Origin of the sequence: Aeromicrobium terrae, from assembly GCF_008039565.1 — a bacterium.
In the GTDB taxonomy this organism is placed as follows: Bacteria; Actinomycetota; Actinomycetes; order Propionibacteriales; family Nocardioidaceae; genus Aeromicrobium; species Aeromicrobium terrae.
In genome coordinates this window covers 388,657-413,262 of the sequence record NZ_VDUX01000001.1, presented here as the reverse complement: position 1 = coordinate 413,262, position 24,606 = coordinate 388,657, and the positions used below count along the sequence as shown (strand labels likewise).

Here is a 24,606-nt window from a genome sequence, read left to right as displayed (position 1 = left end):
GATCAGCGGTAGGCGGGCCAGCCGCGGTCGGTGAGGGCGTCGACGAGGACGTCCGCACCGTCGGCGACGACGGCGATCTCGACGAGACCCACCGGGCGGCCACGCTCGTGGTCGATGCGAAGGTCCTCGACGTTCACCCCTGATTGTCCCGTATCGGCGAAGAGACGCGACAGCTCGCCCGGACGGTCCGCGATCGGCACGAAGACGCTGACGGTGTCGGCGCGCGCCTCACCGTGCTTGCCGGGCAGCCGGCGGGTGCCGGCTCGGCCGGCGTCGAGGACGTCGGCGAGCTGGGGGACGACGACCTCGTCGCCGAGGGCGCCGATGACGCGGTCGAGGGTCTCGCGCAGCGACAGCAGCTGACCGCGCACGGCCGCGGCGTTGTGGCCGAGGATGTCGAGCCACAGGTCGGTGCCGCTGCCGGCGATCCGGGTGACGTCGCGGAGCCCGGGCCCGGCGAGGTCGAGGTGGGCCCGCGGTGCGCCGTTCAGGAGACCGGCGACGAGGCCGGACATCACGTGCGGGACGTGCGAGACCAGGGCGACGGCGTCGTCATGGGCGGCGGCGTCGAGGAAGACCGGGACGGCCCCCACGGTCTCGGCGAGGTGCGTGACGCGCTGGACGGCGTCCGACCGGGAGTCCTGCCCCGGCACGATCACCCAGGAACGACCCTCGAAGAGGCGTGCGGAGCCGGCCGTGGGACCGGAGCCCTCGGTGCCGGCCATCGGGTGGCCGCCGACGAAGCGCTCGCGGCCGTCGGCCCCCTCGAGCGCGGCGAAGATCGGGAGCTTCACGCCGGCGACGTCGGTGACGATGGCGCGCGGGAACTCGGTCAGGGCGGCGCGCACCGTGTCGGGGACGGCCGAGGGCGGTACCGCCACGACGACGAGGACCGGAGCATCGATCGGGTCCGCGGTACCGGCCTGCAGCGCGACGGCGGCCTCGAGGTGCTGCGGATCCGTGTCGCGCAGGTGCACGTCGACGTCGTGCTCACGCAGCGCCAGCGCCGTCGAGGTGCCGATGAGCCCGCACCCGATCACCAGGACCGATGCGGGAGCTGTCATGCCTCCACGCTATCGAAGAGCTCCCCGAGCTCGTCGCGGGTCAGGTCGCGGACGCTGCCCAGCGCCAGGTCGCCCAGACGCAGCGGCCCGAAGGCGGTGCGGGTGAGCTCGATGACCGGGTGGCCGACCGCGTCGAGCAGGCGGCGGACGATGCGGTTGCGGCCGCTGTGCAGGTCGAGCTCGACCATGGAACGGCCTTGCGCGCGGTCGATGATCCGGAAGCGGTCGACCGCGGCCGGACCGTCGTCGAGGTCGACGCCCTCGCGGAGTCGTGTCGCGGTGGACGCCTTCACCCCGCCCTCGACGAGAGCGACGTAGGTCTTCGTGACCTCGAACGACGGGTGGGCCAGGCGGTGCGCCAGCTCGCCGTCGTTGGTGAGCACCAGCAGACCGGAGGTGTCCGTGTCGAGCCGGCCGACGTGGAACAGGCGCTCCGACCGTCCGGTGAGCACCGTGCGGAGATCGGGTCGCCCGCGTTCGTCCGCCATCGACGACACGACGCCGCGCGGCTTGTTCAGCACCAGGTAGACGTGGTCCGAGGCCGGGGGCAGCCGCTTGCCGTCGACATGGATGACGTCGACGGCCGGGTCGACGCGCACGCCCATCTGGGTCACGACCTCGCCGTTCACCGACACGTGGCCCTCCGCCATGAGCTGCTCGCAGCGGCGGCGGCTGCCGATCCCGGCCTGGGCGAGCACCTTCTGCAGACGGATGCCCTGCCCATCTCCGGCCCAGGGCCCCGGACCCCTGCCAGGGTCGTCAGTCGGTCCGCTCACCGGTCTCCTCGGCGTGGTCGACGAGATCGTCGGCCGGCTCCTCGGGGGCCGCGACGACCTCCTCCTCGTCGTCGAGGTCGTCGAGCTCGGGCAGCATCGGGGCGATGTCGGGCAGCTCGGAGAGGTCGGCCATGCCCATCCGCTCGAGGAAGTAGCTGGTCGTGCGGTACAGGATGGCACCGCTCTCGGCGTCGGTGCCGGCCTCCTCGATCAGACCGCGGGTGACGAGCGTGCGGACGACGCCGTCGACGTTCACGCCGCGGATGGCGGACACCCGCGACCGGCTGACCGGCTGGCGGTACGCGACCACGGCCAGGGTCTCGAGCGCTGCCTGGGTGAGCCGCGCTTGCTGTCCCTCGAGCACGAACCGCTCCACCGCCGGGGCGAACTCCTCGCGGGTGAAGTACCGCCAGCCGCCGCCGACGTTGCGCAGCTCGAAGCCCCGCCCCTGCTCGGTGTACTCGTCGGCGAGCGCGGCGAGCGCCTGCTCGACGTCGCGCGGCGGGTGGCCGACGGCCTGAGCCAGGGTCAGGTGGTCCAGGGGCTGGTCGGCGACCATCAGCACGGCCTCCAGCGCCGGCTTCAGCTCGAGCATCTGCAGCTCGAGCTGCGGCACCGGTCCTGGGCTCTCGGCCGTGTCCGGCTCCGCGGCCGTGGTGTCGGGTGCGTCAGGCATCGGCGTCCTCAGGTACGTCGGTCACGGCGGCGAGCGCCGGGGGTGGGGTCTCGTCGGGCACGGACGGTGCGTCGAACTCCTCGCCGACGTCGATGTCGCCCTCGTCGCTGCCGGTCCAGCGCAGGTGCAGGTCGCCCAGCGGGGTGGCCTGTTCGAACCCGATCATGCCTTCGCGGAACAGCTCGAGGACGGCGAGGAACCGGGCGACCGTGGTGACCAGGTCGGCGTCGGCGGTGAGCGCGCGGAACGTCGTGGAGCGCTCGCGGCGCAGCCGGTCGACGACCAGGTGGGCCTGCTCCCGCACGCTCACCTGGGGCGCGTGCAGGTGCGCCAGGGAGAGCACCGGCACGGGCTTCGGCTCCAGGGCGGCCGCCGCGAGCCGGGCGAGGTCGTGCGGGCCGACGGAGACGATGACCTCCGGCAGAAGGTCGGCGAACCGCGGCTCCAGGGTGACCGACCGCGGGTGCCGGTTCTGCTCCGACGCGAGCCGGGCGGAGATGATCGACGCCACCTGCTTGAACGCGCGGTACTGCATCAGGCGGGCGAACAGGAGGTCGCGCGCCTCCAGCAGCGCAAGGTCCTCCTCGTCCTCGACGTCGCCCTGCGGCAGCAGCCGCGCGGTCTTGAGGTCGAGCAGCGTGGACGCGACGAGCAGGAAGTGCGTGGTCTGCTCCAGGTCGCCGCCCAGCTCCTTGATGTAGGAGATGAACTCGTCCGTGACCTTCGAGAGCGCGACCTCGGTGATGTCGAGCTGGTGCTTGGAGATCAGCGACAGCAGCAGGTCGAACGGGCCCTCGAACACTCCGAGGTTCACCGAGAAGCCCGACGGCCCTGCCGGCTCCTCGATCTCCGCGAGACTCATGAGGCGCTGAGCCGGCGGGCGATGTCGCTGTCGGTGCCGTGTGCCTCCAGGTCGGCGAGCGCGATCGCGAGGGCCGCGCGCACCAGGCGGCCACGGTCGACGTTGCGGCCCAGCTCGCCGCGCAGCTTCAGCCGCGCCTGCTCGACCGCGATCAGCTCCTCGGACGTGAGGTAGACGGTCATCTTCTCGTCGTGCTTGACCCGACCGCTCGAGGCCGAGCCCGGCGAGGGCTCCTGCGCGGCAGCGGCGGCGGCCTCGGTGCCCGGAGCCGGGGCGGTGGCGCGGAAGAGCTCGTCCGCACCCGGCAGGTTCACGCGCCGGGGCATCGACTCAGCACCTCTCGGGCCAGCTGGCGGTACGACGACGCGCCCGGGGACGTCGGCGCGAACTCGGTGATGGGCTCCCCCGCCACTGTGGCGTCGGAGAACTTGATCGTGCGGCGGATGACGGTGTGGAAGACGAGGTCGCCCCAGCCCTCGACGAGCGTGGCCAGCACCTCGCGGTCGTGCAGCGTGCGCCCGTCGAACATGGTGCCGAGCAGCCCGATGATCTGCAGACCGAAGTTGGTGCGGTCACGGACCTTCTCGATGGTCTCCTTGAGCAGCGCCACGCCGCGCAGTGCGAAGTACTCGCACTCCAGCGGGATGATGACGCCGTTCGACGCGGTGAGCGCGTTCACGGTGAGCAGGCCGAGCGACGGCTGGCAGTCGATGAGCACGACGTCGTAGTCGTGCAGGATCGGGTGCAGCACGCGCGAGAGCACCTGCTCGCGGCCGACCTCGGTGACCAGGCGCATCTCCGCCGCGGAGAGGTCGATGTTCGCCGGAGCGAGATCGAGGCCCTCGACCTTCGTCGGGCTGATGATGTCCTTGATGCTCAGCTCACGGTCCATCAGGACGTGGTAGATGCTCTGCTCGAGGTCGTGGGCGCTGATGCCGAGACCGACCGTCATGGAGCCCTGCGGGTCGAAGTCGACCAGCAGCACGCGGCGCCCGGCCTCGACCAGCGCGGCACCCAAGTTGATGGTGGTCGTGGTCTTGCCGACGCCACCCTTCTGGTTGCACATCGCGATGACGGTGGCGGGCTGGCCCGGCTTGCGCGGGCCCGGCGCGGGCAGGTCAGGGATCGGACGACCGGTGGGTCCGAGTTCCTGGCTCATGCTGATCCTTCACACCCCTCGACCGGTCGATTTCGCGCCACTCTACCGCTCACCGTGAGGCACGTGGATGAGCCGTCGCATAAATCTCTCGGAGCTTTTCGACGGTCACCAACGTGTACACCTGGGTGGTCGTCACCGACGCGTGACCGAGCAGCTCCTGCACGACGCGGACGTCCGCTCCGCCGTCGAGCAGATGGGTGGCGAACGAGTGCCGCAACGTGTGCGGTGACACCTCCGTGGTGATCCCGGCACGCTGTGCCGCCTTCACCAGGACGACCCAGGCGCTCTGGCGGCTGAGGCGTCCGCCGCGGGCGTTCAGGAACACCGCGGGCGTCGACGCCTTGGCCGAGACGAGCGCCGACCGGCCGGCCGTGAGGTAGTCCTCCACCGCCGCCCGCGCGAAGCTGCCGATCGGCACGATGCGCTGCTTGCCGCCCTTGCCGCGCAGCAGCACGCTCCCGTCGGTCAGGTCGAGGTCGTCGACGTCGAGGCCGACGGCCTCGGAGATCCGTGCCCCGGTGCCGTAGAGCACCTCGAGCAACGCCTGGTCGCGCTTCGCCAGCGTGGTGCCGGGGGCTCCGGCGGCCGCGAGGATGGCCTCCACGTCGGAGAGCGGCAGGGCTTTCGGCAGCCGCGACGCTGGGCGCGGCGGCTTCACGGCCGCGGAGACGTCCGCCTCGACGAGTCGTTCGCGCAGCAGGAACTTGTGGAAGCCGCGGACCGCCACGACGGCGCGGGCGGCACTCGCGGCGCCCAGCGGCGGGTGGTCGGCGTCGCCGGTGCGCAGGGCGCCCAGGAAGGACAGCACGTCTGTCTCGGCGATGGCGCCCGGAGCGTCGATGCCCCGCCCGGCGAGATGGGTCGCGTAGCGGCGCAGGTCGCGCCGGTAGCTGTTCAGCGTGTTGTCGGCCAGGCCGCGCTCCACGCCCAGGTGACTCAGGTAGTCGAGGACGGCGCGGTCAAGGTCGCTCATGGTCAGGCTCGGGACCGTCGGACCTGCTCCGCCAGGACGGACGCAGCCGTCTTCGCGTCGGCGATGCGGCCGTCGAGGACCGCGGCGACGGCGTCGTCGAGCGGCATCCACCACTGGTGCATGTCCGCCTCCTCGGCCTCGCGCTCGGTGCGCTCGTCGTCCGGGACGGGGGTCAGGTCGGTGGCGCGGTAGATGGTCCATGCCTCGCTGGAGTAGCCGGGCGTCGAGTACATCGTGAGCTGCACCTCCCACGTGTCCGCGCGGACGTCGGCCTCCTCGGCCAGCTCACGCGCCGCGGCGTCGACTGGCTCCTCGCCCTCGACGTCGAGCGTGCCGGCCGGCAGCTCGAGCAGGCGGCGGCCGACCGGGTGCCGGTACTGGTCGACCACGAGGATCCGGCCCTCGTCGTCCACGGCCAGCACAGCCACCGCGCCGCGCGGCCGGACCACCGCTCTCGGGTGCTCTCCCCCGTCAGGGCTGACGATCGTGTCGAGCGTGAGCCGCAGGAAGCCGCTGGCGAACTTCTCCTCCGACGACGTCACCGGCCAGGACATCTCCGAGTCGGCCAGGGACGCGTCGGCCAGTGACCCCGGCAGGCTCGGATGGCTCGTCACGATGCTGGATCAGCCGCCCGTGGCCCGGCACCCCCGCCGGGGCCGCTGGGTGCCTCGTCCACCGGGAGCCGCAGCTCGCGCTGGCGCTGCAGGGCCGCTGCGACGAGGCCGGCGAACAGCGGGTGCGGTCGCGTGGGCCGCGACCGGAGCTCTGGGTGCGCCTGGGTGGCGACGTAGTACGGGTGCACGTCGCGCGGCAGCTCCACGAACTCGACGAGCGTGGAGTCCGGGGACGTGCCGCTGAACACCATGCCGGCGGCCTCCAGCTGCTCGCGGTAGCCGTTGTTGACCTCGTAGCGGTGCCGGTGCCGCTCCTCGACCTTGTCGAGGCCGTACACGCCCGCCACGATGCTGCCGGGCTTCAGGGCCGCGGGGTACAGGCCGAGCCGCATGGTGCCGCCCAGGTCGCCGGCGCCCTCCACGAACGCCTCCTGCTCGGCCATCGTCGCGATGACCGGGGCGGGCGTCTGCGGGTCGAACTCCGACGAGCTCGCGCCGCCGATGCCGGCCACGACGCGGGCGTACTCGATCACCATGCACTGCAGGCCGAGGCACAGGCCGAGGACGGGGATCTGCCGCGTGCGCGCGTACGTGAGGGCGCCGATCTTGCCCTCGATGCCGCGGATGCCGAACCCGCCGGGCACGCAGATGCCGTCGACGTCACCCAGGTGCTGGGCCGCTCCCGCCTCGGTGGCGCACTCGTCGGACGGCACCCAGCGCAGCGAGATGCGGGCGTCGTGGGCGAAGCCGCCGGCCCGCAGCGCCTCGGCGACGGACAGGTATGCGTCAGGCAGGTCGACGTACTTGCCGACCAGCGCGATGGTGACCTCCTCGGCCGGCTCGTGCACGCGGCGGAGCAGCTCGTCCCACTGCGTCCAGTCGACGTCGCGGAACGGCAGGTCCAGACGGCGCACGACGTAGGCGTCGAGGCCCTCGCTGTGCAGCACCTTCGGGATGTCGTAGATCGACGGCGCGTCGCTGGCCGTGACGACGGCCTCCTCCTCGACGTCGCACATCAGCGAGATCTTGCGCTTCACGCTGGTGGGGATCGGACGGTCGGAGCGGCACACGATGGCGTCGGGCTGGATGCCGATCGACCGCAGCGCCGCGACCGAGTGCTGCGTGGGCTTGGTCTTCAGCTCGCCCGACGGGCCGATGTACGGGACGAGTGAGACGTGCAGGAAGAACACGTGGTCGCGGCCGATCTCGTGCCGCACCTGACGAGCGGACTCCAGGAACGGCTGGCTCTCGATGTCGCCGACGGTGCCGCCGATCTCGTGGATGACGACGTCGACGTCCGGGCCGCCCATGCCGAGCATGCGGTCCTTGATCTCGTTCGTGATGTGCGGGATGACCTGCACGGTGTCGCCGAGGTAGTCGCCGCGGCGCTCCCGGGCGATGACCTCGGAGTACACCTGGCCGGTGGTGACGTTGGCGCGGCCGACGAGGTCCTCGTCGAGGAAGCGCTCGTAGTGGCCGATGTCGAGGTCGGTCTCCGCGCCGTCGTCGGTGACGAACACCTCGCCGTGCTGGAACGGGTTCATGGTGCCCGGATCGACGTTGAGGTACGGGTCGAGCTTCTGCATCGTGACGCGCAGCCCGCGCGACTTCAGAAGCCGTCCGAGGCTGGAGGCGGTGAGCCCCTTGCCGAGCGAGGATGCGACCCCGCCGGTGACGAAGACGTGCTTGGTGACTCTGCTGCTGCCGGGGCTACCTGCCACCATGACTCCCGTGGGTCGAGGCCGACGGACTGATGTCCTTCACGGGACTCCAGCCTATCAATGATCTGGTCACCCGCCCTCGGCAACACTCCGACGAAGAGCGGTTCAGCGCGGGACGGCGCCGTCGGCGCTGCGCGAGGTGCCCCAGGCGCCGCTCTGGCCGGCGGCCTCACGGGCCAGGGCGAGCGCGACCACGACCCGGCCGGCGGCGGTGTCGGTGACGTCGACCGACGAGACCTGGGCGGACGCGTCGTTGTCACGGAGAGCCGCCACGCTGCCGCCGTCACGGCTCGAGGACGACGGCCCGGCGAGGACGGCACCCTTGCCCGACGCGTCCACGGCCTTGACCAACTGAGCCACGACCTGGCCGGTCTCCCCCACCTTCGACGGTGACGCGACCACGACGGCCAGGTCGGCGACGGTCTTCGGCTTCGCGGCGTAGGTGACCAGGTCGCCCTCGGTGAACGCCGAGCTGATCGTGGTGGCCACCGAGTCGATCGGCCGGCCGGGCGTGCCGAGCACGGACCGCCCGAGCGCCGCTCCGATGCGTCCGTAGCTGTCACCGGCGCTCGTGACGCCCTTGACCCCCTCGCCGGCCTGCTGGGCCACGCCCTCGGCGAACTGCCGGTTGCTGGGGTCGATGAGCTTCGCGGTGAGCTGCACCTCGCCCGTGACGGTGGCCCCGGCCTTCTCCAGGTCGGCGCGGATGTCCTTGGTCTCCTCGGCGCGGGCACCCGGCAAGGTCAGGACGACGACGCTGTGACCCTTCAGCTTGTCCTTCAGCAACGCGCCGGAGGTGAGTCCCGCGTAGCCGGTCTCGAACCGTGCCAGTCCCGGGTCGGCCGCGGTGTCGCTCCCGTTGTCGTCCGTCAGGCCCGACGTCGCGTCGTCGAGCGGACCCGAGCCGAGCGCGATGCCGGCCGCCAGCGCGAGGAGGATCGCGGCGATCGAGACGAGGTGGTAGCGGAAGTTGATCACGGAAGAAGTCCTTCGATCCAGTTCTGGGCGTCGTCGAACCAGTCCTGGCCGACGGGTGTGACACCGACGGCGACGGCCACGGCGACGACACCGGCGAGCAGGATGAGCAGCACCGGCCACACCGGCATCGACTCCGCGGCGAAGTGCCCGACGGCCTTGGCGTCGACCAGCTTCGACCCGGCGCGCAGCCGGGTGAGGAACGTGCTCGCGACGTCGGCCGGTCCGCGTTCCAACATCTGCACGAGGTTCTTGGCGGCACCCACCTCGATGATCACCGGGGCGTCGTTGGCCTCCGCGAGCAGGATGGCGAGATCGCTGGGCGCTCCGGTGGCCACGAACCGCACCGGGTCGACCTTGAAGCGCTCGAACCGTTCCGCGCCGCCGGTGCCCTGGTCGGTGGTCGACGTGACCACGACCGTGGCGCCGGAGCGGACGGCGCGGTCGGACAGGTCGTCCAGCGAGCCGAGGACGACGTGCGGCTGGAGCTTGGCGTCCAGGAGGGCGTCGGCACCGTCGGCCGCGCCGATCAGCACCGGGTCGTGGTCGCGGATCCAGCCCCGCAGGCGCCGGAGGTCCGTGCGCCACTCGTGCTGCTGGCTCACCACCACCACGGGGCGGCGACGCAGCCGCGGTGAGAGGTACGGCACGCGAGCGCCCTCGAGCAGCAGGTCGCGCTCACGGTGCAGGTGGTTGGTGGCGTTGGCCATCAGGGACTCGAGCTGGGTGGCCAGACCCTGCTCGGCTGCTCCCAGGCTGGCCGTCACCGACGCGTCGTCCTGCGACACGCCCTGGGCGACGAGCACGTCGCCCTTGAAGACGCGGTTGCCGTCGATCCGGATGGTGTCGCCGTTCTTGAGCCGGGTCCAGATGCCCTGGCCGACCTGGTCCACCAGCGTGATGCCGGCGTCCGCCAGCACCCGCGGGCCGAGGTTCGGGAACGCCCCGGTGCTCGAGGCCGCGGCGTTCACGACGGCGCGGACCTTCCGCTCCACCAGGGCCTGCGCCTGGCTCCGGTCCATGTCGGCGAGCTCGACGACGGCGATGTCGCCCTCACGCAGTCGGGTGGCGGCGTCGTCGCCAGGGCGGGCGAACCGCGCCACGCCGGTGAATCCGGGGGCTTGGTCCGCTGACGTGGGTCGACGGGTCCAGGAAGGCATCGCCGTCCATGCTGCCACGCGACTTCGTCGATTCCAGGGAGGTCGGCACGCGCGTCATGCCCCGTGTGCGAGGGTGAATCCGTGCTCGTGGCCGTCGTCGTGCTCTCGCTGCTGCTGGTGGCCGTCACCGGCCTGCTGGTGGTCACGCGGCGTCGTCTGGCGAAGGCCGAGCACGAGGTGCAGCGGCTCACCGAGGTGGCCCGTCGACAGGGCCGCAGCCAGCCGCGCCGGGAGCGTCGGGCGCAGCGGGTGAAGGCCGTGGTGGAGACGGCCGTGGAGACCGCTGCCCTGGTCCGCGACCACGGCGTCTCCGGGCTGCTGATGTCCTCGATGGAGGACTTCTCCCGGTGGACGCAGGAGGACCGGACCGAGATCGCCAAGCTCGCCGGGCCTGACGGCGCCGTCACGATCATGTTCTCCGACATCGAGGACTCGACCCACCTCAACGAGACGCTGGGCGACAAGCAGTGGGTCAAGGTGCTGAGCGCCCACGACAAGGTCGTCCACGACCGCGTCTCTGCGTTCGGCGGGCACATCGTGAAGTCGCAGGGCGACGGGTTCATGATGGCGTTCCGCGAGCCGGCCGACGCCGTGCGGGCCGGCATCTCGATCCAGGACGCCATCGAGGAGAGCAACGATCGTCGGCTCCGGCGCACCCCGATCCGGGTGCGGGTCGGCATCCACTGCGGCACGGCCATCGAGCGCGACGGCGACCTGTTCGGCCGCAACGTGGCGATGGCGGCCCGGGTCGCGTCGCAGGCCCGCGGCGGCGAGATCCTGGTCAGCGACGACATCCGCGTCGCGCTCAAGGACGTCGAGGACGTCGTCCTGGTGGACGGGCGCGACACCGAGCTGAAGGGTCTGCCCGGCGTGCACCGCCTCTGGGAGGTCGCGGTTCTCTAGCCGCGGGCGAGCTCGAGCAGCTCGCGGGCGTGCGCCTGCGCCGTGGCGGAGTCCTCCTGACCCGCGAGCATGCGGGCCAGCTCGTCGACCCGGTCCGACTCGTCGAGCCGGACGACCGAGCTGCTGGTGACGATGCCGTCGTCGTCCTTGGTGACCCGGAAGTGGTGGTCGGCGAACGCCGCGACCTGCGGCAGGTGGGTGACGGCGAGGACCTGGGCGTGCTCGGCGAGCCGAGAGAGCCGCCGGCCGACCTCCACCGCCGCCTTGCCGCCGATGCCGGCGTCCACCTCGTCGAACACGAGCGTGGGGACCGTGGTGCGGTCGGCGAGCACGACCTCGAGAGCCAGCATCAGACGGGACAGCTCTCCCCCGCTGGCGCCCTTCGCGAGCGGACGCTCCGGCGAGCCGGCGTTGGCCGAGAACAGCAGCTCGACGTCGTCGGTGCCGTGAGCGGTGAGCGCGGCACCGTCAGCACTGTCGACCCGCACCACGAGGTGGGCCGACGGCATCGACAGCTGGGCCAGCTCGGTGTCCACCAGCCCGCTGAGCCGCTCCCCCGCCTCGGCGCGCAGCTCGCTGAGTCGGGCGGCCATCCGCCGGACCTCCGGCTCGAGCCGGTCGCGCTCGGCCTCCAGCCCGGCCACGGTGTCGTCGTCGGAGTCGAGCTCGGTGAGACGCGCCGCGGCCTTCTCCTGCCACGTCAGGACGTCGGCAAGCGTGGGGCCGTACTTGCGCTGCAGGGTGGTGAGGGCCGCGATGCGCTCCTGCACGACGGCCAGCCGGGCCGGGTCGACCTCGACTCCGTCGGCGTACGCGCTGAGCTCTCCGGCGACGTCGTCGACCACGATGCTGACCTCGCGCACGCGCGCGGCGAGCGCGTCGAGGTCAGGGTCGTGGCCGGCGGCCTCGTCGAGCGCGGCGGACGCGGCGGCGACGAGGTCACGCGCGGACCCGGCGTCGTCGTCGCTCGCCAGGGCCTCGTGGGCACCGAGAGCGGCCCGGACGAGCGCCTCGACGTGCCCGAGCCGCCCGGCCTCGACCTTGAGGTCCTCGTCCTCGTCGGTCACCGGCTCCACGGCGGCGATCTCGTCGAGACCGTGCCGGAGCAGGTCGAGCTCGCGGGCCCGTTCCTGTGCGTGGGTGCGGAGCTCGTCGAGCCGACGCTCGATCGCCCGCAGGCGGGTGTAGGCCGGGACGTACTCGGCCAGGGCGTCCTTGACCGGCTCTCCGGCGAACCGGTCGAGCGCCTCGCGCTGGGCGGCCGCGCGAAGCAACCGGTGCTGGTCGGACTGGCCGTGCACCGCGACGAGCTCGTCGGTGACCTCGGCGAGCAGACCGGCCGGCACGGTGGCGCCGCCGGCGAAGGCTCGCGACCGGCCCTGTGCCGACAGCGAGCGCGCGAGGACGACGACCCCGTCGTCGAGCTGACCGCCGGCGTCGACGACCGTCTCCTCGACGCTCGACCCCTCGGGCACGGCGATCTCGGCCTCGACGCGGGCGCGGTCGGTGCCGGTGCGCACGAGTCCGAGATCCGCGCGGTCGCCGCGCAGGAGCCCGAGCGCCGTGACGACCATGGTCTTGCCGGCACCCGTCTCACCGGTGATGACGGTGAACCCGGGTCCGAGTTCGAGCTCGGCGGAGTCGATGACGCCCAGGGACGACAGGGTGAGGTGCTGCCACATCAGGCTGTGCCATCCTGCCGCCCAGGGCCCGGCATCCCTGCCGATGTTCCGTTCCGTCGCTCCGCCGAGCCGCGCCAGCCCGTGACCGGCAGGTCGAACTTGCGCACCAGGCGATCGGCGAAGGGCGCGGTGTGGAGCCGGGCGAGACGGACGGTCTCGGCACCGCGGACGACCTCGACCCGAGCGCCGACCGGCAGGTCCGCGGCACGACGACCGTCGCACCACACGACGCCGGTCGAGACCTCCCCCACGACCTCGATCGCGAGGGTCGAGTCCGGTGAGACGACCATCGGCCGGGCGAACAGGGCGTGCGCGCTGATCGGCACCATGAGCAGCGCGGCGACCTCCGGCCACACGACCGGACCGCCCGCGCTGAAGTTGTAGGCCGTCGATCCCGTGGGCGTGGCGCAGACGACGCCGTCGCAGCCCCACCGGGACACCGGGCGGCCGTCGATCTCGACGACCAGCTCCAGCATCCGCTCGCGCGCCGCCTTCTCGACCGACGCCTCGTTCAGCGCCCAGTTGGTGGCGACGACCTCTCCCCCGACCTTGACGGACACGTCGACGGTGAGTCGCTCCTCGACGGTGTAGGTCCGGTCGACGACGCCCTGGACCACGGCGTGCACGTCCTCGGCGTCCGCCTCGGCCAGGAAGCCGACGTGGCCCAGGTTGACGCCGAGCACCGGCGTGCCCGTGCCGCGGCACATCTCCGCCCCGCGCAGGATGGTGCCGTCGCCACCGAAGACGACGGCCAGCTCGCAGTCGCGCGCGGCCCCGGCCTCCGCCGCGACCACCTCCGGGTCCTCCAGACCAGCCTGCGCCAGCGCGTCGGCGTCCGAGTCGAGGACGCGGACACCCATGCCGGCGGAGCGGACGTCGGTGGCGAACGCGGCGGCGACCTTCGCCGCCTCTTCGCGCGCGGCGTGGATGATGATCAGCACGGTCCTCATCGCGGGGCCTCCAGCGGTCCGGCCGCGACGACCTCGCGGGCCGCCTGGTCGCTCGGGGCGTCGGCGTCCGTGCGGAGCCAGCAGAAGTACTCGACGTTGCCGGCGGGACCGGGCAGTGGACTGGGCGCCAGGGCGCGCGTACCCCAGCCGTGCTCCTGGGCGGAGAGGCAGACGCGGTGCACGGCGTCGGCGTGGAGAGCCGGGTCCCGGACGACGCCGTTCTTGCCGAGGTTCGCGCGGCCCACCTCGAACTGCGGCTTGATCATCAGCACGATGTCGCCCTCCTGCTTGCACACGCGGGTGAGTGCCGGCATCACCACGGTAAGGGAGATGAACGACAGATCCGAGACGACGAGGTCGACCTCACCGCCGATGTCGCCGGGCTCGAGCGTGCGCACGTTTGTGCGGTCGAACACGTGGACGCGATCGTCGGACTGCAGCGCCCAGACCAGCTGGCCGTACCCGACGTCGACCGCGCAGACCTCGCGGGCCCCGCGGCGGAGCAGGACGTCGGTGAAGCCACCGGTGGAGGCACCGGCGTCCAGGCAGCGTCGGCCGCTGACGTCGAGGCCCTGCGGCTCGAACACCTCGAGTGCTCCGAGCAGCTTGTAGGCGCCGCGCGACGCCCACGCGGGATCGTCGGTGGCGCGGACGACGATCGGCTGGTCCGTGCCGACCTGCGTCGCCGCCTTCGTGGCGACCCTACCGCCGACCATGACGGCACCGCCCTGGATGAGGGTGCCGGCGTGCTCGCGCGACCGGGCGAGGTCACGCCGGACCAGCTCGGCGTCGAGCCTGACCCGACGCGTCACGTCGATTCCGGAGAGTTCCCGGCCTCGGCCAGCGCCTCCCGCAGGGCACGGTGGACCGCGTCGAACGCCTCCGGATGGTGCTCGACGTCCAGCTCGTCCAGTCCGTCGAGTCGGCGGAGCGCCTCCTCGAGGCCCGGATGGCCGGCTGCTGCCTCCCGGGCGCGCGCCAGCACGTCGTCGACGGTGTCGACGACGTCGGCCTCGGCGGCGTCGGTGACGGGCTGCGGCTCCGGTTCGGTCATGTCTCCAGTGTCCCATCCAGGCGCGGTGCAGACCCGGAACGGTCGCGCCACGCCCACGCGAGCGCCACCACGGCGCGCAGGGCCTCCAGCGACGCCGGCTCGCCGGACCTCAACGCGACCGTGCCGTCGTCGACGTGCGCCCGGGCGTCGCCACAGGTGGCCGCGTCGTCTCCGACCTCGACGGGCGGATGGGGCTCGAGCAGTCCCGACACGTCGTGTGCCACGTAGGTGGGCCGGTGGCCCGGCTCGAGCTCGAGCAGTCCGGCGAGCGTCCCCACCCCCGTCAGCACCGCCAGGCTGTCGATCCCGGCGTTCACGGCGCCGTCGATGTCGGTGTCGAACCGGTCGCCGACCATCAGTGGACGCTGGGCCCCGACCCGCTCGACCGTCTCGTCGAAGAGGGCTCGCTCGGGCTTGCCCGCGACCGTGGGCCGCTGCCCCGTGGCGTTGCTCACCGCCTGGATCAGCGACCCGTTGCCGGGAGCGATGCCGCGGTCGGTCGGGATCGTGAGGTCCGCGTTGCTCGCGAACCACGGCACTCCACGTTCGATCGCGTAGGACGCCTCGGCGAGCACTCGCCAGGCGAGATCGGGGTGGAAGCCCTGGACCACGGCGGCCGGCTGGTCGTCCGCCGACTGCACGCAGCGCAGACCGCGCCGCTCCAGCGGCTCGCGCAGGCCCTCGCCACCGACCAGCAGCACCGCCGCGCCCTCGGGCACGGCGTCCGCCACCAGGTGGGCGACGGCCTCGGCAGCGGTCACGACGTCGGTGTCCTCGGCGGTCAGGCCCAGGTCGCGCAGGTGCTGAGCGACCTCCCGGGCCGTCCGGGACGCGTTGTTGGTCAGGTAGGCGATCCGCAGACCGTCCCCGCGTGCGCCCTCGATGGCCTCGACGGCTCCCGGCACGGCGTCGGCGCCGACGTAGACGACGCCGTCGAGGTCGAGCAGCGCCGCGTCGTGCACCTGGGTGAGCGGCTGGTCGGACGACGCGAGGCTCATGCGGCGAGGCTAGTCCCGTGCCGCACGCTCGCAGGTGTCGAGGTCGACGCTGACCCAGCTCATCGGGCCGGCCGCGCCTCGGGAGAACCGTCGACGCAGCTCACCGCTCACGGTCACCTCGTCGCCCGCCTCGAGCGAGCGTGCTTTCTTGCGGAGCTTCGCGTTCCAGGCGGAGCACTCGATCGTGTCGACCCGCTGCTTCGAGCGACGCCGGGCGTTGGCGCTCCGCGGGACGATCAGCCGGAACGAGACGACCTCGTCGCCGCTGGGCAGCATCCGCGCGAGCGGGTCGGCAGAGACGCGGCCGCGCAGCTGGACGAGGTTGATGGTGTCGGAGGTGAGGGAATCAGTCTGCATCCTCCGACCATCGCGGAGGCCGTCCGGTGCCACGAGGGCCGCGACCGGCGGTGTGGACACGCCGTCGCGGCGCCGCGGCTGTGGACGATCAGGTGAGCTCGGCGAGCCGTTCCTCGGCATCCGTCATCTTGTTGCCGTCGACGGCCACCACGCGGTGGAACCACTCCACGGCCTCCTCGGTGCGGCCGCCGGCGAGCAGGGTGTCGGCGTACGCGTAGCGCAGTCGTGCGACCCAGTCGGCACGTGACTTGCTGTGCAGCGGCTCGGTCTCCAGCAGACGCAGTGCGGCGTCGACCTGGCCGAGGTCGCGCCGAGCGCCGGCCACCACGATCGACAGCTCGATCTGGCCGGCCTCGTCGAGGTGGGAGCGGGTCTCCGGGGTGTCGTACGCGAGCGCCTTCTCCGGGCGACCGAGCGCACGCTCGCAGTCGGCCATCATCGGGGCGTAGTACTGCTGTCCGTTCATCCGGCGGGCGGCACGGAACTCCGACAGCGCCTCGGCGAACTTGCCGGCCGCGTAGGCGGTCTCACCGCAGGCCTCACGGATGAGCCCGTTGCGCGAGGCGCGCGCCCGGGCCGCGAGGGCGTGCAGGTAGGCGGTCTCGGGGTCCTCGTGCATGAGGAGACCGGCCATCACCAGGTGGCGGGCGACGCGCTCCTGCAGCTTCTCCGGCAGGGACTGGAGCGCCTGCCGGGCGTGCTTGTCGAGGTCCTTCGCGCCGACGTCGTCCGGGATCGGCGGGCCGTCGTAGATCTTCTGGTCCGCGGTCCGCTCGACGGGCTCGTCGCGGCGGTAGTCACGTCGAGAACCACCCGAGCGCTGGCCGGCACCTCGTCCGCCACCGCGCTGACCTGCAGGTCTACCGCGCCCGCCGGCACCACGGCCGTCCGGGCGGCCGCCGGAGCCGGCGCCGCGACGGGGCGGCTTGCCGCCGCTCGATCGCGGCTTCCTGGCGTCGTTCATGTACTCACCTTCTGTGAAATGCAGCGAGGCCGCCCCCGAAGGAGCGGCCTCGCGCTAAAGATTGTCCGGCGACGTCCTACTCTCCCACGCAGTCCCCCGCGCAGTACCATCGGCGCTGAGAGGCTTAACTTCCGGGTTCGGAATGTGACCGGGTGTTTCCCTCTCGCCATGGTCGCCGAAACTCTATGGAGATATCAATCGGGTTCCCGACCGTATCTCGGGAACCTCACAGTGGACGCGCAGTATCTGTGTAGAAACAAGCCCTCGGCCTATTAGTACCGGTCAGCTCCATGCATTGCTGCACTTCTACTTCCGGCCTATCAACCCAGTGGTCTGCTGGGGGCCTTACCTGGTAAACCAGTGGGAAACCTCATCTTGAAACGTGCTTCCCGCTTAGATGCTTTCAGCGGTTATCACTTCCGAACGTAGCCAACCAGCCGTGCCCTTGGCAGGACAACTGGCACACCAGAGGTTCGTCCATCCCGGTCCTCTCGTACTAGGGACAGCCTTTCTCAAGTTTCCTACGCGCGCGGCGGATAGGGACCGAACTGTCTCACGACGTTCTAAACCCAGCTCGCGTGCCGCTTTAATGGGCGAACAGCCCAACCCTTGGGACCTGCTACGGCCCCAGGATGCGACGAGCCGACATCGAGGTGCCAAACCATCCCGTCGATATGGACTCTTGGGGAAGATCAGCCTGTTATCCCCGGGGTACCTTTTATCCGTTGAGCGACGCCGCTTCCACATGCCAGCGCCGGGTCACTAGTTCCGACTTTCGTCCCTGCTCGAGCTGTCACTCTCACAGTCAAGCTCCCTTGTGCACTTACACTCGAAACCTGATTGCCAACCAGGCTGAGGGAACCTTTGAGCGCCTCCGTTACATTTTAGGAGGCAACCGCCCCAGTTAAACTACCCACCAGGCACTGTCCCTGATCCGGATAACGGACCTAGGTTAGATATCTAGTACAATCAGAGTGGTATTTCAACGATGACTCCACTCGAACTGGCGTCCGAGCTTCAAAGTCTCCCACCTATCCTACACAAATTGAACCAAACACCAATACCAAGCTGTAGTAAAGGTCCCGGGGTCTTTCCGTCCTGCCGCGCGTAACGAGCATCTTTACTCGTAGTGCAATTTCGCCGAGTTCATGGTTGAGACAGCGCCCAAGTCGTTACTCCATTCGTGCAGGTCGGAACTTACCCGACAAGGAATTTCGCTACCTTAGGATGGTTATAGTTACCACCGCCGTTTACTGGGGCTTAAGTTCTGCGCTTCGCTTGCGCTAACGCGTCCCCTTAACCTTCCAGCACCGGGCAGGAGTCAGTCCGTATACGGCGTCTTTCGACTTAGCACGGACCTGTGTTTTTAGTAAACAGTCGCTTGGGCCTGGTCTCTGCGGCCTTCAACGCTTCGTGGAGCAAGTCCACTCACGAATCCGGCCCCCCTTCTCCCGAAGTTACGGGGGCATTTTGCCGAGTTCCTTAACCATGATTCACTCGATCACCTTAGTATTCTCTACCTGACCACCTGAGTCGGTTTGGGGTACGGGCGGCTCTGAAACATCGCTAGATGCTTTTCTCGACAGCATAGGATCACTCACTTCGACTAAAACGTCTCCCCATCAGTTCTCAGGCATGTGAACGGCGGATTTGCCTACCGTTCGCCCTACGACCTTGGCCGCGGACTACCATCGCCGCGGTTGAGCTACCTTCCTGCGTCACACCATTGCTTGCCTACTACCAGCTTGGGTCGTGCGCTCCGCCGGCCGCTGTCTCCGAAGAGACTGACGGCCGGTTTCGGGCACTTAGCATCACTGGGCTCGGCAGGGTCGCTTCAGCGCCGGTACGGGAATATCAGCCCGTTGTCCATCGACTACGCCTGTCGGCCTCGCCTTAGGTCCCGACTTACCCAGGGAAGATTAGCTTGACCCTGGAACCCTTGGTCATCCGGTGGAAGAGTTTCTCACTCTTCATTCGCTACTCATGCCTGCATTCTCACTCGTGTCGCATCCACGGCTGGGTTACCCCGCCGCTTCGCTCGCGACACGACGCTCCCCTACCGATCCACACGGCTGGACCACGAAGGCCTACCACATGTGTGAATCCCATAGCTTCGGTGGATTGCTTGAGCCCCGCTAAATTGTCGGCGCGGAATTACTTGACCAGTGAGCTATTACGCACTCTTTCAAGGGTGGCTGCTTCTAAGCCAACCTCCTGGTTGTCTCTGCGACTCCACATCCTTTTCCACTTAGCAATCGCTTTGGGACCTTAGCTGATGGTCTGGGCTGTTTCCCTCTCGACTACGGAGCTTATCCCCCGCAGTCTCACTGCTGCGCTCTCACTTGCCGGCATTCGGAGTTTGGCTGAGTTCAGTAAGCTTGTAGGCCCCCTAGCCCATCCAGTGCTCTACCTCCGGCAAGAAACACGCAACGCTGCACCTAAATGCATTTCGGGGAGAACCAGCTATCACGGAGTTTGATTGGCCTTTCACCCCTATCCACAGGTCATCCCCCCAGTTTTTAACCTAGGTGGGTTCGGTCCTCCACGCGGTCTTACCCGCGCTTCAACCTGCCCATGGATAGATCACTCCGCTTCGGGTCTAGATGGTGCAACTCAGTCGCCCTATTCGGACTCGCTTTCGCTACGGCTACGGCTCTCGCCTTAACCTCGCTACACCACGCTAACTCGCAGGCTCATTCTTCAAAAGGCACGCTGTCACCCTTCACAAGGAAGAGCTCCAACGGATTGTATGCACATGGTTTCAGGTACTATTTCACTCCCCTCCCGGGGTACTTTTCACCTTTCCCTCACGGTACTAGTCCGCTATCGGTCATCGAGGAGTATTTAGGCTTAACGGGTGGTCCCGCCAGATTCACACCGAATTTCAGGGGTTCGGTGTTACTCGGGGTGACGCAAAAGAGCCATGAGCTTACGTGTACGGGGGTCTCACCCTCTGTGCCGCGACTTTCCAGTCGGCTTCAACTTCACTCATGGTTTATGACTCTTCGCTCGTTCGGCAGAACGAGCCATGCGGCCCCACAACCCCCCAGTGACAACGCCTGCCGGCTATCACATCACTGAGGTTTAGCCTCTTCCGGTTTCGCTCGCCACTACTACCGGAATCACGGTTGTTTTCTCTTCCTGCGGGTACTGAGATGTTTCACTTCCCCGCGTTCCCTCCAGACGCCCTATGTGTTCAGGCGCAGGTACCTGGACTTTCCTCCAGGTGGGTTTCCCCATTCGGACATCCCCGGATCACAGGTCGGTTGTCACCTTCCCGGGGCTTTTCGCAGACTCCAACGTCCTTCATCGGCTCTCGATGCCAAGGCATCCACCATGTGCACTTAGTAGCTTGTTGTTACTACAAAGATGCTCGCGTCCACTGTGAAGTTCTCAAGGTGCGGTCGGTACCGTCCACGGTTCCTCGCTTGCGCGGCAGCTCGCCGGGCAGTTCGAGGGGTTGACGGTCCGAGGGTCCAACTCTACGAGCTGATCCCTCAGGACCCAACAGTGTGCCTGAGTCGTCGTCGCGTCCGGTCCGAGGTTCCGTTCGCTCCCGAAGGAGCGATGTACTGACGGCCTTCCGCCGGCGACGAGCCAAGTAGTCGACGTCCACTAGTGAGCTGTGCTGCGCAGGACGATCGCCTGCGTTCAGCACGCCTGGACGAGATCCCGAAGGACTCGCCAGATGCTCCTTAGAAAGGAGGTGATCCAGCCGCACCTTCCGGTACGGCTACCTTGTTACGACTTCGTCCCAATCGCCAGCCCCACCTTCGACGGCTCCCTCCACAAGGGTTGGGCCACCGGCTTCGGGTGTTGCCGACTTTCATGACGTGACGGGCGGTGTGTACAAGGCCCGGGAACGTATTCACCGCAGCGTTGCTGATCTGCGATTACTAGCGACTCCGACTTCATGGGGTCGAGTTGCAGACCCCAATCCGAACTGAGACCGGCTTTTTGGGATTCGCTCCACCTTGCGGTTTCGCAGCCCTTTGTACCGGCCATTGTAGCATGCTTGAAGCCCTGGGCATAAGGGGCATGAAGACTTGACGTCATCCCCACCTTCCTCCGAGTTGACCCCGGCAGTCTCCTATGAGTCCCCACCTTTACGTGCTGGCAACATAGGACGAGGGTTGCGCTCGTTGCGGGACTTAACCCAACATCTCACGACACGAGCTGACGACAGCCATGCACCACCTGTATGGAGCCCAAAAGGACCTCACATCTCTGTGAGTTTTCCCCATATGTCAAACCCAGGTAAGGTTCTTCGCGTTGCATCGAATTAATCAGCATGCTCCGCCGCTTGTGCGGGCCCCCGTCAATTCCTTTGAGTTTTAGCCTTGCGGCCGTACTCCCCAGGCGGGGCGCTTAATGCGTTAGCTGCGGCACGGAAACCGTGGAAGGTCCCCACACCTAGCGCCCAACGTTTACGGCATGGACTACCAGGGTATCTAATCCTGTTCGCTCCCCATGCTTTCGCTCCTCAGCGTCAGGTAATGCCCAGAGAACCGCCTTCGCCACCGGTGTTCCTCCTGATATCTGCGCATTCCACCGCTACACCAGGAATTCCGTTCTCCCCTGCATACCTCTAGTCTGCCCGTATCGGACGCACGCTCAGGGTTAAGCCCTGAGTTTTCACGCCCGACGTGACAAACCGCCTACGAGCCCTTTACGCCCAATAATTCCGGACAACGCTCGGACCCTACGTATTACCGCGGCTGCTGGCACGTAGTTGGCCGGTCCTTCTTCTGCAGGTACCGTCACTTTCGCTTCGTCCCTGCTGAAAGAGGTTTACAACCCGAAGGCCGTCATCCCTCACGCGGCGTTGCTGGATCAGGCTTTCGCCCATTGTCCAATATTCCCCACTGCTGCCTCCCGTAGGAGTCTGGGCCGTGTCTCAGTCCCAGTGTGGCCGGTCACCCTCTCAGGCCGGCTACCCGTCGTCGCCTTGGTGGGCCGTTACCTCACCAACTAGCTGATAGGCCGCGAGCTCATCCTTCTCCGCCGGAGCTTTCCACCTCCGATCATGCGAAAGGAGGTCGTATTCGGCATTAGACGCAGTTTCCCGCGCTTATTCCGATGAGAAGGGCAGATTGCTCACGTGTTACTCACCCGTTCGCCGCTCGTGTACACCCGAAGGTGCCTTACCGCTCGACTTGCATGTGTTAAGCACGCCGCCAGCGTTCGTCCTGAGCCAGGATCAAACTCTCCGTTGAAAAAATCCCCGGTCCCGAAGGACAGGGTCAACATCTGTTCGACCCCGACAAACTATTTGCTGACAAATAAATTGTCGGAATTGATCCATCGATCACGCGTCGAGCCGAAGCTCTCCGCTGTCATCGACGGGGGTATTTCTGATTAATCTCGTCGACTTTTGGCACACTGTTGAGTTCTCAAGGATCAGACGCTCACCTCAGCCTGGGCCTTCCGGCCGTCCGCTTCGGGGCAACTCGTCTAACTTACACTGTGCGTTTGCGCCGGTCAAAACCGGGGTCCCGCTCAGTCACACCCCCGTTGTCAGCAGCCGGTTCCTGGGGCACGAAGCACCCGGATCCAAGACCGTTTCGGTGAGGTGGTCATCCGCTCCGGGCGCCCGACCTGACCGGTCTTGCGCCCCGCCGTAGCGGGCGACGTGTAGAAGATTATGGGGTGAATTCACGCTGGTCAAATCGCGACACTGTGACCCCAGCCACATGAGCCGATCAGGTGAGCCGGACCCCTGAAACGGCGCGCTTTCCGCGCCGCAGGACCGCCCAGGATCCGTGCAGGAGCTGCGTGTCGGAGAGCAGCTGGTCGGGGTCGTCGACGCGCTGGTTGTTCACGTAGGCGCCGCCGTCGGCCACCGCGCGCCGCGCCTCGGACCGGCTCGCCACCAGTCCGGTGGCCGTGAGGGCGTCGGTGACGGTGGGTCCGTCGGCGGCCGCCAGATCGACCGCGCCGGCCTCGGTGAGCGCGGCCGCGAGGGTCGCCTCCGGGAGGTCGGCGAGCTCACCCCGGCCGAACAGCGCCACCGACGCGAGCTCGGCGGCCTCCACCTCGGCGCGGCCGTGCACGATCTCGGTGACCTCGGCGGCCAGGCGGCGTTGGGCGGCGCGCAGCTGCGGCTTCTCGGCGTGCTCGGCCATGAGGGCGTCGATCTCGTCGACCGGGACGAACGTGAACTGCTTGAGGTACTCCCCCACCTTGGAGTCCTCGGCCTGGATCCAGGACTGGTAGAAGGCGTACGGGCTCGTGAGCTCGGGGTCGAGCCAGACGGTGCCGGCCTCGGTCTTGCCGAACTTGCTGCCGTCGGCCTTGGTGATGAGCGGCGTCGCGAGCGCGTGCACGCGGTGACCGTCGGCCCGACGCACGAGCTCGACGCCGGCGGTGATGTTGCCCCACTGGTCACTGCCGCCGGTCTGGAGGACGCAGCCGTGGCGGCGGTGCAGCTCGAGGTAGTCGAGCGACTGGAGCAGGACGTAGCTGAACTCGGTGTAGCTGATGCCGGACTCGAGCCGGCTGCTGACGACGTCGCGGGCGAGCATCCGGTTGACCGGGAAGTGCTTCCCGATGTCGCGCAGGAAGTCGATGGTGCTGAGGCCCGCGGTCCAGTCGAGGTTGTTGACCAGGGTGCCGGCGTGGTCGCCCTCGAGGTCGACGAACCGGGACACCTGCTCGCGGATCCGGTCGACCCACTCGGCCACCGTCTCCTTGGTGTTCATGACGCGCTCGCCGGACTCCTTGGGGTCGCCGATGAGACCCGTGGAGCCGCCGACGAGCAGCAGCGGCCGGTTGCCGGCGAGCTGGAGGCGCCGGGCGGTCAGGAGCTGCAGGAGGTTGCCGACGTGCAGGCTCGGCGCAGTCGGGTCAAAGCCGACATAGAACGTGATCGGTCCCGCGGCGAGCTCGGCCGCGAGCGCGTCGCGGTCGGTGGAGTGCGCGACGAGGCCGCGCGTTTCCAGGTCGTCGAGAACGTCAGTCACGGACACATGGTCTCAGTGCCGTCCAGCGTCGGGTCCACGACCTCCCGGGGAATCGTTGGCACCTGCACACGGTTGACCTGGACATGACCCTGAAGGTGGACATCTGGTCCGACATCGCCTGCCCCTGGTGCTACGTCGGGAAGCGCAGGTTCGAGTCCGCGGTCGAGGAGTTCGAGGGCGACGTGGAGGTCGAGTACCACTCGTTCGAGCTCGCGCCGGACACGCCGGTCGACTTCGAGGGCTCGGAGTCCGACTTCCTGGCGCTGCACAAGCGCGTCCCGCGACCGCAGGCCGAGCAGATGCTCGCGCAGATGACGCAGCTCGCCGAGACGGTGGGCCTGCACTACGACTACGACGCGCTGCAGCACACGAACACCCGGCTCGCCCACCAGGCGCTCCACCTCGCCAAGGCGCACGGCAAGCAGGTCGAGCTGAAAGAGCGGCTCCTCAAGGCGTACTTCGAGGAGGGTCGGCACGTCGGTCGCGTCGAGGACCTGGCCGACCTGGCCGCCGAGGTCGGGCTCGACCGGGAGCTCGTCGTCGACGCGCTGACCGACGGCACCTACGCCGCAGCGGTCGACGCCGACATCGCTCAGGCCTGGGAGTACGGCATCGGCGGCGTCCCGTTCTTCGTGCTCGACGGCCGGTTCGGCGTCTCGGGCGCCCAGGAGCCGGAGGTTTTCCTCCGCGCCCTGCGGAAGGCGTCGGAGGACGCGGCGTGACCGGTCCGTTCGAGATGGTCGGCGACGACGCGCC

General features: G+C 68.8%; 21 protein-coding genes and 3 rRNA genes. 2 read left to right on the top strand and 22 right to left on the bottom strand.

Annotation, left to right across the window (positions count from 1 at the left end; all coding sequences use genetic code 11):
- Positions 1-2: 2 nt before the first annotated feature.
- From FHP06_RS02065 to steA, 11 genes are all read right to left on the bottom strand, one after another.
- The gene (locus FHP06_RS02065; protein ID WP_147683292.1) at positions 3-1,064 is read right to left on the bottom strand and encodes a prephenate dehydrogenase; all 1,062 of its coding nucleotides are present in this window, start codon (positions 1,062-1,064) and stop codon (positions 3-5) included.
- Positions 1,061-1,840 carry a pseudouridine synthase gene (locus tag FHP06_RS02060; RefSeq protein WP_230973376.1) on the bottom strand — a complete coding sequence of 260 codons (780 nt, stop codon included), beginning with the start codon at positions 1,838-1,840 and terminating at the stop codon, positions 1,061-1,063. The genes FHP06_RS02065 and FHP06_RS02060 overlap by 4 nt, the downstream gene beginning before the upstream one ends.
- A complete protein-coding gene (gene scpB / locus FHP06_RS02055; RefSeq protein WP_330999587.1) occupies positions 1,824-2,516 on the bottom strand; it encodes an SMC-Scp complex subunit ScpB in 693 nt (230 codons plus the stop codon). Before scpB ends, FHP06_RS02060 begins: the two co-directional genes overlap by 17 nt.
- On the bottom strand, positions 2,509-3,378 hold the full coding sequence (locus FHP06_RS02050) for a segregation and condensation protein A (protein ID WP_147683290.1): 870 nt from the start codon (positions 3,376-3,378) through the stop codon (positions 2,509-2,511). Before FHP06_RS02050 ends, scpB begins: the two co-directional genes overlap by 8 nt.
- A complete protein-coding gene (locus FHP06_RS02045; RefSeq protein WP_147683288.1) occupies positions 3,375-3,704 on the bottom strand; it encodes a hypothetical protein in 330 nt (109 codons plus the stop codon). Before FHP06_RS02045 ends, FHP06_RS02050 begins: the two co-directional genes overlap by 4 nt.
- The gene (locus FHP06_RS02040) at positions 3,689-4,537 is read right to left on the bottom strand and encodes a ParA family protein (RefSeq protein ID WP_147683287.1); all 849 of its coding nucleotides are present in this window, start codon (positions 4,535-4,537) and stop codon (positions 3,689-3,691) included. Before FHP06_RS02040 ends, FHP06_RS02045 begins: the two co-directional genes overlap by 16 nt.
- 49 nt (positions 4,538-4,586) lie before the next feature.
- The gene (gene xerD / locus FHP06_RS02035) at positions 4,587-5,510 is read right to left on the bottom strand and encodes a site-specific tyrosine recombinase XerD (protein WP_147683285.1); all 924 of its coding nucleotides are present in this window, start codon (positions 5,508-5,510) and stop codon (positions 4,587-4,589) included.
- A gap of 2 nt (positions 5,511-5,512) precedes the next feature.
- Positions 5,513-6,124 (bottom strand): NUDIX domain-containing protein, encoded by a 612-nt coding sequence (locus FHP06_RS02030; protein WP_147683283.1) that lies wholly within the window; start codon positions 6,122-6,124, stop codon positions 5,513-5,515.
- Entirely contained in the window at positions 6,121-7,845 is a 1,725-nt protein-coding gene (locus FHP06_RS02025; protein ID WP_230973375.1) for a CTP synthase, read from the bottom strand. The genes FHP06_RS02030 and FHP06_RS02025 overlap by 4 nt, the downstream gene beginning before the upstream one ends.
- Before the next feature lie 105 nt (positions 7,846-7,950).
- A complete protein-coding gene (locus tag FHP06_RS02020; protein ID WP_187271740.1) occupies positions 7,951-8,823 on the bottom strand; it encodes a copper transporter in 873 nt (290 codons plus the stop codon).
- Positions 8,820-9,980, bottom strand: coding sequence for a putative cytokinetic ring protein SteA (steA, locus tag FHP06_RS02015; protein ID WP_147683278.1), 1,161 nt, complete (start codon positions 9,978-9,980; stop codon positions 8,820-8,822). The genes FHP06_RS02020 and steA overlap by 4 nt, the downstream gene beginning before the upstream one ends.
- Positions 9,981-10,061: 81 nt before the next feature.
- On the opposite strand from steA, the gene FHP06_RS02010 reads away from it, so the two are divergent.
- Complete coding sequence (locus FHP06_RS02010; protein ID WP_147683276.1) at positions 10,062-10,883, top strand: adenylate/guanylate cyclase domain-containing protein; 822 nt, start codon at positions 10,062-10,064, stop codon at positions 10,881-10,883.
- Here FHP06_RS02010 and recN read toward each other — a convergent pair.
- The 11 genes from recN to tyrS all read right to left on the bottom strand — a co-directional run bounded on the left by recN (position 10,880) and on the right by tyrS (position 23,850).
- Positions 10,880-12,565 carry a DNA repair protein RecN gene (gene recN / locus FHP06_RS02005; RefSeq protein WP_147683274.1) on the bottom strand — a complete coding sequence of 562 codons (1,686 nt, stop codon included), beginning with the start codon at positions 12,563-12,565 and terminating at the stop codon, positions 10,880-10,882. The genes FHP06_RS02010 and recN overlap by 4 nt on opposite strands.
- A complete protein-coding gene (locus FHP06_RS02000; RefSeq protein ID WP_147683273.1) occupies positions 12,565-13,515 on the bottom strand; it encodes an NAD kinase in 951 nt (316 codons plus the stop codon). The genes recN and FHP06_RS02000 overlap by 1 nt, the downstream gene beginning before the upstream one ends.
- Positions 13,512-14,327: a TlyA family RNA methyltransferase gene (locus FHP06_RS01995; RefSeq protein ID WP_147683271.1), complete on the bottom strand. Its 816-nt coding sequence runs from the start codon at positions 14,325-14,327 to the stop codon at positions 13,512-13,514. Before FHP06_RS01995 ends, FHP06_RS02000 begins: the two co-directional genes overlap by 4 nt.
- Positions 14,324-14,569: a hypothetical protein gene (locus FHP06_RS16155; protein ID WP_147683269.1), complete on the bottom strand. Its 246-nt coding sequence runs from the start codon at positions 14,567-14,569 to the stop codon at positions 14,324-14,326. The genes FHP06_RS01995 and FHP06_RS16155 overlap by 4 nt, the downstream gene beginning before the upstream one ends.
- On the bottom strand, positions 14,566-15,567 hold the full coding sequence (locus tag FHP06_RS01985; RefSeq protein WP_147683267.1) for an HAD-IIA family hydrolase: 1,002 nt from the start codon (positions 15,565-15,567) through the stop codon (positions 14,566-14,568). Before FHP06_RS01985 ends, FHP06_RS16155 begins: the two co-directional genes overlap by 4 nt.
- A 9-nt stretch (positions 15,568-15,576) precedes the next feature.
- Positions 15,577-15,924 (bottom strand): single-stranded DNA-binding protein, encoded by a 348-nt coding sequence (locus tag FHP06_RS01980; protein WP_147683265.1) that lies wholly within the window; start codon positions 15,922-15,924, stop codon positions 15,577-15,579.
- 88 nt (positions 15,925-16,012) lie between these two features.
- Positions 16,013-16,888, bottom strand: coding sequence for a tetratricopeptide repeat protein (locus FHP06_RS01975; RefSeq protein WP_147683263.1), 876 nt, complete (start codon positions 16,886-16,888; stop codon positions 16,013-16,015).
- Positions 16,889-16,951: 63 nt separating this feature from the next.
- Positions 16,952-17,068 (bottom strand): 5S ribosomal RNA (gene rrf / locus FHP06_RS01970).
- A gap of 72 nt (positions 17,069-17,140) precedes the next feature.
- A 23S ribosomal RNA gene (locus FHP06_RS01965) occupies positions 17,141-20,246 on the bottom strand.
- 341 nt (positions 20,247-20,587) lie between these two features.
- Positions 20,588-22,104 (bottom strand): 16S ribosomal RNA (locus FHP06_RS01960).
- Together the 16S, 23S and 5S rRNA genes form the textbook arrangement of a ribosomal RNA operon.
- 486 nt (positions 22,105-22,590) lie before the next feature.
- Positions 22,591-23,850 (bottom strand): tyrosine--tRNA ligase, encoded by a 1,260-nt coding sequence (tyrS, locus tag FHP06_RS01955; protein ID WP_147683261.1) that lies wholly within the window; start codon positions 23,848-23,850, stop codon positions 22,591-22,593.
- An 83-nt stretch (positions 23,851-23,933) separates the two neighbouring features.
- On the opposite strand from tyrS, the gene FHP06_RS01950 reads away from it, so the two are divergent.
- Positions 23,934-24,572 carry a DsbA family oxidoreductase gene (locus FHP06_RS01950; protein WP_230973374.1) on the top strand — a complete coding sequence of 213 codons (639 nt, stop codon included), beginning with the start codon at positions 23,934-23,936 and terminating at the stop codon, positions 24,570-24,572.
- Positions 24,573-24,606 lie beyond the last annotated feature (34 nt).